The sequence below is a fragment of the Pseudomonas emilianonis genome, assembly GCF_023072625.1.
Lineage (GTDB): Bacteria > Pseudomonadota > Gammaproteobacteria > Pseudomonadales > Pseudomonadaceae > Aquipseudomonas > Aquipseudomonas paraveronii.
The window spans coordinates 1-9,780 of record NZ_JAKNRV010000190.1; the positions used below are offsets into that span (position 1 = coordinate 1).

Annotated in this window: 8 protein-coding genes and 2 pseudogenes; 7 read left to right on the plus strand and 3 right to left on the minus strand. The window is 60.6% G+C overall.

From position 1 onward, the window contains the following. A pseudogene (locus tag L9Z73_RS18400) lies at nt 1-578 on the plus strand (alpha-D-glucose phosphate-specific phosphoglucomutase); the annotation flags it as partial. Between the two features lie 55 nt (nt 579-633). Here L9Z73_RS18400 and L9Z73_RS18405 read toward each other — a convergent pair. Beyond that, entirely contained in the window at nt 634-1,329 is a 696-nt protein-coding gene (locus L9Z73_RS18405) for a pirin family protein (protein WP_247403732.1), read from the minus strand. 219 nt (nt 1,330-1,548) lie between these two features. Between L9Z73_RS18405 and L9Z73_RS18410 the strand changes: the two genes are divergently transcribed. Continuing rightward, nucleotides 1,549-3,993, plus strand: coding sequence for a UvrD-helicase domain-containing protein (locus L9Z73_RS18410; RefSeq protein WP_247403736.1), 2,445 nt, complete (start codon nt 1,549-1,551; stop codon nt 3,991-3,993). A 117-nt stretch (nt 3,994-4,110) separates the two neighbouring features. Here the strand turns inward: L9Z73_RS18410 and L9Z73_RS18415 are convergent, their stop codons facing one another. Beyond that, the gene (locus L9Z73_RS18415; RefSeq protein WP_247403740.1) at nt 4,111-4,383 is read right to left on the minus strand and encodes a DUF1652 domain-containing protein; all 273 of its coding nucleotides are present in this window, start codon (nt 4,381-4,383) and stop codon (nt 4,111-4,113) included. Nucleotides 4,384-4,728: 345 nt separating this feature from the next. On the opposite strand from L9Z73_RS18415, the gene L9Z73_RS18420 reads away from it, so the two are divergent. The 3 genes and pseudogenes from L9Z73_RS18420 to L9Z73_RS18430 all read left to right on the plus strand — a co-directional run. Next, entirely contained in the window at nt 4,729-5,166 is a 438-nt protein-coding gene (locus L9Z73_RS18420) for a hypothetical protein (RefSeq protein WP_247403742.1), read from the plus strand. A gap of 159 nt (nt 5,167-5,325) precedes the next feature. After that, nucleotides 5,326-6,732 carry an NAD(P)/FAD-dependent oxidoreductase gene (locus L9Z73_RS18425; protein ID WP_247403745.1) on the plus strand — a complete coding sequence of 469 codons (1,407 nt, stop codon included), beginning with the start codon at nt 5,326-5,328 and terminating at the stop codon, nt 6,730-6,732. Nucleotides 6,733-6,737: 5 nt separating this feature from the next. Further along, a pseudogene (locus L9Z73_RS18430) lies at nt 6,738-6,857 on the plus strand (spermidine/putrescine ABC transporter substrate-binding protein PotF); the annotation flags it as partial. Nucleotides 6,858-6,884: 27 nt separating this feature from the next. Here L9Z73_RS18430 and L9Z73_RS18435 read toward each other — a convergent pair. Next, a complete protein-coding gene (locus L9Z73_RS18435; RefSeq protein WP_247403748.1) occupies nt 6,885-7,679 on the minus strand; it encodes a helix-turn-helix transcriptional regulator in 795 nt (264 codons plus the stop codon). Between the two features lie 199 nt (nt 7,680-7,878). On the opposite strand from L9Z73_RS18435, the gene L9Z73_RS18440 reads away from it, so the two are divergent. Together L9Z73_RS18440 and L9Z73_RS18445 are read left to right on the plus strand one after the other, a co-directional pair. Then, nucleotides 7,879-9,243 (plus strand): APC family permease, encoded by a 1,365-nt coding sequence (locus L9Z73_RS18440; protein ID WP_247403750.1) that lies wholly within the window; start codon nt 7,879-7,881, stop codon nt 9,241-9,243. Between the two features lie 9 nt (nt 9,244-9,252). After that, on the plus strand, nt 9,253-9,780 hold a 528-nt coding region (locus L9Z73_RS18445; RefSeq protein WP_247403752.1), incomplete at its 3' end, for a P1 family peptidase.

Consider the following 9,780-nt stretch of genomic DNA (forward strand, 5'->3'; position numbering starts at 1 on the left):
TCATTTCTGTCGCGGCGCGCATCGGGCGGCGCCTGTACGAAGTGCCGGTCGGCTTCAAGTGGTTTGCCGACGGCCTGTTCGACGGTTCGCTGGGCTTTGGCGGTGAAGAAAGCGCCGGCGCCTCGTTCCTGCGCAAGGACGGCACCGTGTGGAGCACCGACAAGGACGGTTTGATCCCGGCGTTGCTCGCGGCAGAAATGACCTCGCGCAAAGGCCAGGACCCAAGCCAGATCTACCGTGGCCTGACCGACGCCTTGGGCGAACCGTTCGCCATTCGCGTCGACGCCAAGGCCACTCCGGCGCAGAAGGCCCTGTTGGGCAAGCTGTCGCCGGAGCAGGTGACGTCCACCGAACTGGCCGGGGAGCGCATCCAGCAGATCCTCAGCCATGCGCCGGGTAATAACCAGGCGATCGGCGGCTTGAAAGTCATGACCGAAAACGGCTGGTTCGCCGCGCGGCCATCGGGCACCGAGGATATCTACAAGATCTACGCCGAGAGCTTCATCGGTGAAAATCACCTCAAGCAGTTGGTAGAAGAAGCGCAGGTATTGGTAGACGGTGCAATCAGCGCTAACTGATACACCTGCGTCAATGTAGGAGCGGGTAAGCCCGCTCCTACATCTCGCCTCGACATCAGGCCAGGTCGACCAGCACGATCTCGCTGTCTTCTATCGCGGTCACGCGCAGCAGTTGTTCATCTTCCACCGCGACACCGTCTCGAGCGTGCGCGCGCAAGCCATTGACCTCAATCACTCCCGTCGCTGGCACCAGATAAGCACGACGCCCGCTGTCCAGGCGGTATTCGGCACTTTCCCCGGCTTTCAGATTGGCGGCCACCAGGCGCGCATCCGCACGAATGCGCAGGCTCTGGCTGTCACCGGCCTTGCCACTGGCCAGTGTCATAAAGCCCTCACGGTCACCTTTCGGAAACGGCTTGGCGCCCCACGACGGCGGCAGGCCGGCCTCGTTGGGGATGATCCAGATCTGGAAAATCTTCGTGGGGATGGCTTCCAGGTTGTATTCGCTGTGGGCAATCCCGGTGCCGGCGCTCATGACCTGCACGTCACCCGCCTCGGTACGGCCCTTGTTACCGAGGTTGTCGGCGTGGCTGATGGCGCCTTCGCGCACATACGTGATGATTTCCATGTCGCGGTGCGGGTGCTGGGGGAAACCGGTGCCGGGCGCGATGATGTCATCGTTCCAGACCCGCAGGTTGCCCCAGTGCATGCGCTTGGGGTCGTGGTACTCGGCGAATGAAAAGTGATGATGGGCGTCAAGCCAGCCATGATGGGCGCCGCCCAGGGCGGTGAAAGGTCGTAATTCGAGCATGATGGTCTCCCGTTGATGGCGCTCATCATCTAACAGCGCATGATCGATAAAAAGCGTAAAAATTGCCTTATTCCTATCGATTTATTGGATTTGTTTTGGGCGCTTTGACTTTCACTTCATCGCCTAACTGCATGACGGCAAAGCAATTGGCTGGAACTGCGCGGCGATTCCGGCGACCATGGCGCACTCGTCAACACCCAGCTCATCGCAGGAGTCCGCGTGCCGCAACAACAGCCTGATCTGCCCCCTGAATTGCGCCCCCTGGCCGAAATGCCGTGGTTGAAGCGGCTCGCCGCCCGATTGTTCGGGCATGGTCTGACCCGCTTGCGCGCCCAGCACCGGTTCTCCTGGCTGCATGGGCAGGCCGATGGTTTTCGCAGCGGGCACGAGGCGGGCGTTGAGTATGGCTATCGCGAGGGCAAGGCCGACGGCATCGAGGAAGGCCGGCAAGTCCTGCTGATTCGCGACTTTCGCCCGCAAGAGCACCGTGCGCCTGGGGTGGATGACAGCCTGTTCGATGATTGGCGGCTGCCGCTGACGGCCGATCTGAAAAAGCGTATCAAAGCCGATGTGGCGCGCTTGCTGCCGGCCCACGCCCAGCCCAGCGCCGCGCAATGGAAGATGATCTTCAGCGACACGCCGTCGACTTCAGTGATAGCCGGTGCTGGTGCGGGCAAATCCACCTCGCTGGTGTTGCGTATCCTGCTGCTTACCCATTACCTGGGCTTCGAGCTGAGCTCGATGACCGTGGTGACGTTTACCCGTGAGTCGCGCAAAGACTTCATCAACAAGCTCATGGAAAAACTTAGCTTGTGGGGGCAACCCATTGATATCAAACAAGCTCAGTCCGTAGTACGGACCTTTCACTCGCGTATCCTGCCGATGGTGCGCAGCCTGCCGGGCTTCGAGCGGTTGCAGGCGTTCGAGAACCTCGGCGCAGGCTTCGAGGACGCGGACAGCAACCCGTTCGACCTGCGCCTCAATGAGGCACAGCGCCAGCAGATGAACGCCTGCTACCACCGGCTGCACGGCCAGCATGCGCGCTTTCGCGAACTGATTGCACCGCTGGCGCGCCATGGCTTGCAGCTCAAGGAGCTGGAGCGTGATCACCCGGACGTGCAGAAGCGCATGGCGGTGACGGAACTGGCCGCCAAGCGCGATGAAGAACTGTGTGACGTGATTGAAGACCTGTGGTTTCGTGCGGGTGCCTGGCCCATCAAGGGGATTGAGCCGAGTCGCCAGACCGTAGAGATCAATGGCGCGCAGTTTCATTGCCATGGCTATATTCCCGAGCTGGATGCCTGGGTCGTGCTGGGCTTCGATTCACGGGAAAACGCCCAGGTCAGCCGCCCCAATGCCAAGCTGTCGGTGCGTGCGGAATGGGCGGTAAAGCGCACCTTGTTTCAAGCATTCTGTCGTAAGCCTTTGATATGGTTAGATAGTTATGAGTCATCTAAGCGTCTTTTGAGCTGCCTGGCCGGTGACGCCAGCGCAGGGCCGGGGTTCGATTACAAGGTCAAAGGCGAGCTGGCGTCGGCGCCGTTGCTGGACTGCTTTGTCATGGCCGCGGGCTTCATCGAGAATCTTGGTCTGGATGTGCCCGGCGCCGTGGGCCAGATGAGCTTCGCCAAGGATGATCCGGACCGTTACTTCTTCGAGGCCCTGAGCATTTTCTGGAAAGCCCTGGAAGACCATCTGCTCGACCAGTCGCCGCCGATCATGACCTACAACCGCATGTTCTCGCTGTTTAGCGAAAACACCCCGGAAAACCTCAAGTTGCTCAGCGACCTCCTGTTGCGGCCGTTGTCACACCTGATGATCGATGAGTTCCAGGACGTCTCGCCGCAGATTGTGTCCTGGCTGCGCGCCAGCCTGCGTGAAATCCGCAGCCGTGGACCGGCCATGCATGTAGGGCGCGGCGCTCAGAGCTCGTCACTGTTATGCGTGGGGGATGACTGGCAGTCGATCTATGGCTGGCGCGGCAGTTCGCCGAAGTATTTCATGGAGTTCAACAAGGAATTTGCGTCACCGAGTACCACCCGCGTCATGCTCGGCGAGAACTACCGCAGCCATCAGCACATCATCGATGCCGCCGAACACATTGTGCGCGCCGCGCCAGCGATCCCCGGCAAGAAGGCCAAGGCCTGCGGTGCACCCAAGGCGCTGGTGCCCGTTACGGTGTTGGAGCGCGACGATGCGGCGCTGGGTCGTCGACTGCAGGAACACTATGAAAAGGGCGATTCGGTGTTAATGCTTTATCGAAAAAGCAGTGATAAGTTATTGATTAAAGAGCATATTAAGTCCGTTATTGATGTTGATTCTAGCTTGCCGCCGGCAGCGCGCAGGCTGAAACAACTGACCTATCACAGCGCCAAAGGCCTGCAGGCGGATGCGGTTTTCCTGCTTGGGGATTGCCAGCATGTCACCCGTTCGCCTTACAAGAACCAGGTGTACCGGATGGCGGGCCTGGGCAAGGCTGGCGACACTGAACCGTATGACAACGCGCAAAAAGACGAAGTGCTGCGCCTGGCCTATGTCGGCATTACCCGCGCCATAAGCCATTGCTACTGGTATGTGGAAAAGCCCGAGGGCCAGGCTGTGAATGTACCGAAGGCATCGGAGCGGGTAGACGCCAAGAAAGCGTTCTTTGACGATCAGCGCTAAGCCTCGCCTGGCACAGACTCAGTGTGGGAGCGGGCTTGCCCGCGATAGCGGCGCATCAGTCGAAAAACCAGGCGACTGATACCCGCTATAGTGCGCGAGCCTGCCTGCTTTGCGCGCTCAAGCCCTCAACAAATGCGGCGGCACAAAACACTCCAGCTCCGCTTCCACCGCCTCGATGATGCGCTCTACATCGGCAGCATTCATCACCGTGGCGCAGGGGATGCCGGCGATGGCAATCAGCGTCTCGCCACTGGCGCGGTCGAACAGACGCGCGACCATGCTACCGGGGGCATCCATACTCCCTTCGAAGCCCATGGGGTGAAAATGCCAGCGCATCAGTTGACAGGCATTGGGGAATGTCACTTTGTTCATGTTGCCCACCTTGTTCATTGAGCGCTTCCTTTAGCTCGCGGCAGGGGCCAGGACCGTTACAGGTCATGGCGAGTGAGAGTCTAAAAGTAGCATCCGTTTGCGCACGTCTGCGGAGTTTTTTCGTTCCGTTCGGCAGTTCTTTTCCTATACGTTGATGTGGGTCATATCCTCGTCGCGGCCGGGCAAAAGGCCACCAGTCAGAGGTTCCGACGAACCATTAAAGGCTGCGCTGAAGAGGCTATTCAGTTAGATCGATTGGCAATTAAAGAGGCGGGGGTTAAACCTGTCATGTTTGACAGTTTTTTCGTTCGCAGATTAGTTGTGTAATTCCCGGGCATCTTCCCTTTCAGCAGGAGAGTAGCCATGCCTGACTACAATCGATCCACCCCACCCGGCGCGCCAAACACCATAGGCCGCATGGACGGAACTATCGAAATCGACCGACTTGATCACGAGTTTCACGCGGACTACGTGCATATTGATGAGCAAGAGGGGGCGCTGAGGTTTTTCGGGTCCCAAAAGGAGAACGGCGACCCGGATAGATTCGAAGCGGTTGAGGTGCATCTCACGCCCCCTACCATTTCGACGGGTACATATCTGGTTGGAGGGGAGCATGTTAAGAAAATTGCTTATGTCGACCCTCAAACCGGTAACGCGTACAACGCCCTCAAAGGTGAGGTGTCGCTCACTAGGTCCACCTCGCTTAAAACGTTTTTCGGGTCGGTGGATTGTGAATTCCGTGTTGAAGATCAAACGATTGTCGTAGCCGTCCAGTACTATTTTAAGGGTTACGGTCAATAGCCGGCCGCCGCTGGCCTCTGCCTGTATCGGTAAGCCGATTGATTCGGCGCTGATGGGGGCAGCAGGTCGCTCCAACATTTGCGTGTGTGTGCGCGCAAGACAACTCCTGACATCCGGCCTTAGTATCCAGCCTATCGAAACGAGGTAGGGGAACCTGGCATGCCGGCATGGCGCACTATCAGTTTATGGATGGACCAGTTGGACGACCCGTTTGTAGCGCGGCCGCCCCTGGAGCACGACCTGGACGTCAACGTGGCAATCATCGGCGCCGGTTACACCGGCCTGTGGACTGCCTATTACCTCAAGCGCCAGGCGCCTGAGCTGAATATCGCGATCATCGAGGCGCAAACCGCCGGTTTCGGTGCGTCCGGGCGTAACGGCGGCTGGCTGATGGGCAACCTGCTGGGTGAAGACCGTTTGCTCGCCGACCTGGCGCCCGAGCAACGGCGTGCTTCGTTTGACCTGCTGCACGGTATTCCCGACGAAGTGGCCCAGGTGCTCGCCCGCGAGCGCATTGATTGCGACTACCGCAAGGGCGGCGCCCTCTACTGCGCCGCGCGTTACCCCGAGCAGGAAAGCAGCCTGCGCCTTTACCTGGACACGCTCTACGCCCAAGGCCTCACCGAGGCCGACTACCGCTGGCTCAGCCCGCAACAACTGGTCGAGCAGTTGCGTATCGCCAAGCCCTATGGCGCGGTCTATGCGCCCCATGTGGCGACGATCAACCCGGCCAAGTTGGTCCGCGGCCTGGCGCGGGTGGTGGAACGCATGGGGGTCGCGATCTACGAAAACTCGCCCGTGACCCATTGGCAGTCTGGCAGCCTACGTACTGCAAAGGCTGGCGTGCGTGCCGCCTGGGTGGTGCCGGCCGTCGAGGGCTACGCAACGACCTTGGCGCCGCTGGGCCGCTACCAACTGCCGGTGCAAAGCCTGATCGTCGCCACCGAGCCATTGCCCGCCAGCACCTGGGACGAAATCGGCCTGAGGGATGGCCAGGCCTTCGGCGAAAGCAGTCGCCAGGTCACCTATGGCCAGCGCTCGGCCGACAACCGCCTGGTGTTCGGTGCCCGTGGCGGTTATCAGTTTGCCGGAAAATTGCGCCAGGACTTCGATTTGACCGACAGCGAAGTGGAGTTGCGTCGCTACCTGTTCGGCGAGCTGTTCCCACAGTTGAAGAACGTGCGGATTACGCACTCCTGGGGCGGCAACCTCGGTATGTCGCGCCAGTTCCGACCGCACATGCTCTGCGATCACGCCACTGGCATCGCCCTGTCCGGCGGCTACGGCGGGGAGGGCGTCGGTGCAAGCAACCTGGGCGGTCGCACCCTGGCCGACCTGATCCTGGGCCTGGATACGCCGTTGACCCATCAGCCCTGGGTCATCCGCGAACGCGGCCTGGAGGCGCTCAAGGCCTGGGAGCCGGAGCCGTGCCGATGGCTGGGTTACAACGCGATCATTCGCAGTTTTGTGCATGAAGACCAGGTGTTGGCCAACCCCGATACCGCGCCCTGGCGCCGCAAACTGGCGATCGGCGTGGCCGGTTTCATGGAAAGTTTCATGTGCTGAGCCGCTCCACCCACACCGGTGGCCTGGCCAATGGCGATATCTGCGTTGCTGTCGGTTGCTCCAGCGACGTGTTGCACGCCGAAAGCTGCGCCAGCGTGAACATCGGTTATCAGATCCCCAAGGAATGCTCGCACTGCGAATGCGCGGCCAGCCTACGGGTTTTCCAGATCATGCCCCAACGACTGGATAAACAACGAGAACAACTCCGGCTGCGAGGAAATATCCAGCTTGGCGTACAGGTGCCGGCGATGCACTTTTACCGTGTCCAGCGAGATGCTCAGGCGCCCGGCCATGGCCTTGGAGGAGAACCCGCGCAATACCAAACGGGCGACTTCCAGCTCGCGGTCCGAGAGTACGCCGCAGCCGAAATGGCTCAGCGCATCGCGAATCTGGCTGGCCATCGCCTGCGCCGCCGGTACACGCTGGGTGCTTTGCTGCCAGTGCTGCTGCATCAACGGCAGCACCCACGCCGCCAAAGTGGTCATCAGCCCGGTTTCCTCAGCGCTGAAACGGCGCTGCATGCCCAGTGACAGCGACAACGTGCCCGCGCCGGGCAACTGCAGGATCAATTGCACCTCGTCTTCCAGCACGTTGTCGTGGAAGTAGTTGAGGAAGTATTCGCTCTGGCGAAAATGGTCCGGCGCGACTTCCTCCAGACGGTACACGCCGCTGGCATACCCTTCGCGACAAGCCTGGAAAAACGGGTCGAGCACGTACAGGCCGTTGAGGTACACCAGCATCGACGCCGGTTTGCTGCTGGGCTGGGCGTCGTATTCCTCAAGGGCCTGGGGCAGGCCATCGAGCGGGTAGAAAATCGCCAGGGCGTTATCGAACGGCAGGCATTGGTGCAGCAACAGCACCAGCTGTTTCCAGAATCGCTCGGTGCCGATCTGTGACAGGGTGCGCCCCAGCCCCGCGTGCATGCCGACTTCCCGGAACAGGCTCATGTCACAGTCTCCCGTCATCAAAAGATCGGCCAAGGGTTCGGTTTTTAGCGGGTGTCGTCAAGGGGAGTACGCCAATAGGGGAATTGGCTGACAACACCTCTGGCTTTAACGTCGCCATCATTGAGTGGGAAACATATCCCACGACTTTCAGACTTTTCGTTTCTGCCTCACACCAAAAACAACGACAGAGGATAACGATATGAGTGCTTCCCCCGCGCCAGACGGCGTGCTCAAGCCCACCCTGAGCGTCTTCGACGTGGTAGCCATTACCGTTTCGGCGGTGACGCCTGCAAGCTCGGTGTTTGTGATCGCCCCGTTCGCCATTCAACAGGCGGGCAGCGGTGTGTTCCTGGCTTTTGTCATGGCAGCCTTGCTCGCGCTGATGTTCGCCTTTTGCTACGCCGAATTGGGCCGCGCCCACAACAGCGCCGGCGGAGAATACGTGTATGCCAAGCGGGTATTCGGCGGCATGGCGGGCTATGCGACGTTCCTGACGGTGCTGGTGATGTTGCTGTTTATCCCGCCGGTACTGGCTACGGGCGCGGCGACCTACTTGAATAACGCCCTGGGCACTAAGTTCGACTCACAAACCGTCGCCCTGGTCATTGTGGTCTGCAGTTACGCCCTGGGCATCCTCAACATCAAGCTCAATGCCTGGATCACCGGCACCTGCCTGCTATTGGAAGTGGCGGCCTTGCTGGTGATCGTGTTCCTCGGCTTCGGCCATCCGGTGCAGCCGGTCAGCGTGTTGTTTGAGCCGCAGATCGTCGAAAACGGTATGTTGCACCTGGCGCCTTGGGCCCTGGTGATTGGCGCGGTCGGCATTGGCCTGTTTTCTTTCAATGGCTACGGGCCGGCGGTGCTGCTGGCCGAAGACATGAAATGCGGCGGCAAGGGCGTACACAAAGCGGTGTTGTGGTCCCTGGGGCTGGTGGTGGTGATTGAACTGGTGCCGATCACGGCGCTGCTGATTGGCGCGCCGTCGCTGAGTGCGATGATCAGCAGCCCCGACCCCATCGGCTACCTGCTGACCAGCCACGGCAACGAAACCTTGTCACGCCTGGTCAGTGCCGGGATCTTCCTCTCGGTGTTCAACGCCATCGTCGCCATCGTGATCCAGATCGGCCGCGTAGTGTTCAGCAGCGGCCGCGATGCCCTGTGGACGCCGACCATCAACAAGCTGTTCACGCGCATTCACCCGCGCTGGGATTCGCCCTGGTTGGCTACGCTGTTCCTGGCGATCCCTTCGGCGCTGCTGAGTTTCAGCTCCAATCTGGCGGACCTCACCTCGTTCAGTGTGCTGCTGATCATGCTGGTGTACCTGATCGTGGCGCTAAGCGCGCTGATGAGCCGGGTGCTGCTGCATGAGCGCGCGCATCCGTATCGCATGCCCTTGTGGCCGCTGCCGGCATTGCTGGCGGTGCTGGGCGCCGGGTATCTGTTGATGACCTTGATCGCTGAGGCGTCGGTGCGCGACATCATGGTCATCATCGGCTTGTTGGCGCTGTCGGTGATTCTGTATTGCATCAGTGGTCGGTCGAGTCCGGCGTATCAGAAATTGTAAGGAGTGGTTATGCGCGCACGTCAATTGGGCATCACGTTGGGGTTGGGCACACCCGGGGCGTTGAATGCCATCACCGATGTTCCCGGGGTCCGGGTTGGCCACAGCACGCTCAAGACCCGCGCCGACGGTAAACAGGTGTGCACCGGCGTCACGGTGATCCAGCCGCGTGCCGGCGAGGCGCGGCACCAGCCGTGCTTTGCCGGGTATCACGTGCTCAACGGCAATGGCGATGCCACGGGCCTGGAGTGGATCAGCGAAGCGGGGTTGTTGACCACGCCACTGGCGATCACCAACACCCACAGCATCGGCATTGTGCGCGACACCCTGATTGCCCTGGAGCGCGAGCGCCTGGCGGATCCGGCCGTGTACTGGTGCATGCCGGTGGTGATGGAAACCTACGACGGCCTGCTGAACGATATCTGGGGCCAGCACGTCAAGCCTGCGCATGTGCGCCAAGCGCTGGAGCACGCCGAGAGCGGCCCGGTGCTGGAAGGCGCGGTGGGCGGCGGCACCGGGATGATCTGCCATGAATTCAAG

Excerpts from the sequence above, each read along its gene's own strand:
- L9Z73_RS18420 (WP_247403742.1), top strand. The coding sequence starts at position 4,729 with ATGCCTGACTACAATCGATCCACCCCACCCGGCGCGCCAAACACCATA.
- L9Z73_RS18435 (WP_247403748.1), bottom strand. The coding sequence starts at position 7,679 with ATGAGCCTGTTCCGGGAAGTCGGCATGCACGCGGGGCTGGGGCGCACC.
- L9Z73_RS18425 (WP_247403745.1), top strand. The coding sequence starts at position 5,326 with ATGCCGGCATGGCGCACTATCAGTTTATGGATGGACCAGTTGGACGAC.
- L9Z73_RS18440 (WP_247403750.1), top strand. The coding sequence starts at position 7,879 with ATGAGTGCTTCCCCCGCGCCAGACGGCGTGCTCAAGCCCACCCTGAGC.
- L9Z73_RS18405 (WP_247403732.1), bottom strand. The coding sequence starts at position 1,329 with ATGCTCGAATTACGACCTTTCACCGCCCTGGGCGGCGCCCATCATGGC.
- L9Z73_RS18415 (WP_247403740.1), bottom strand. The coding sequence starts at position 4,383 with ATGAACAAGGTGGGCAACATGAACAAAGTGACATTCCCCAATGCCTGT.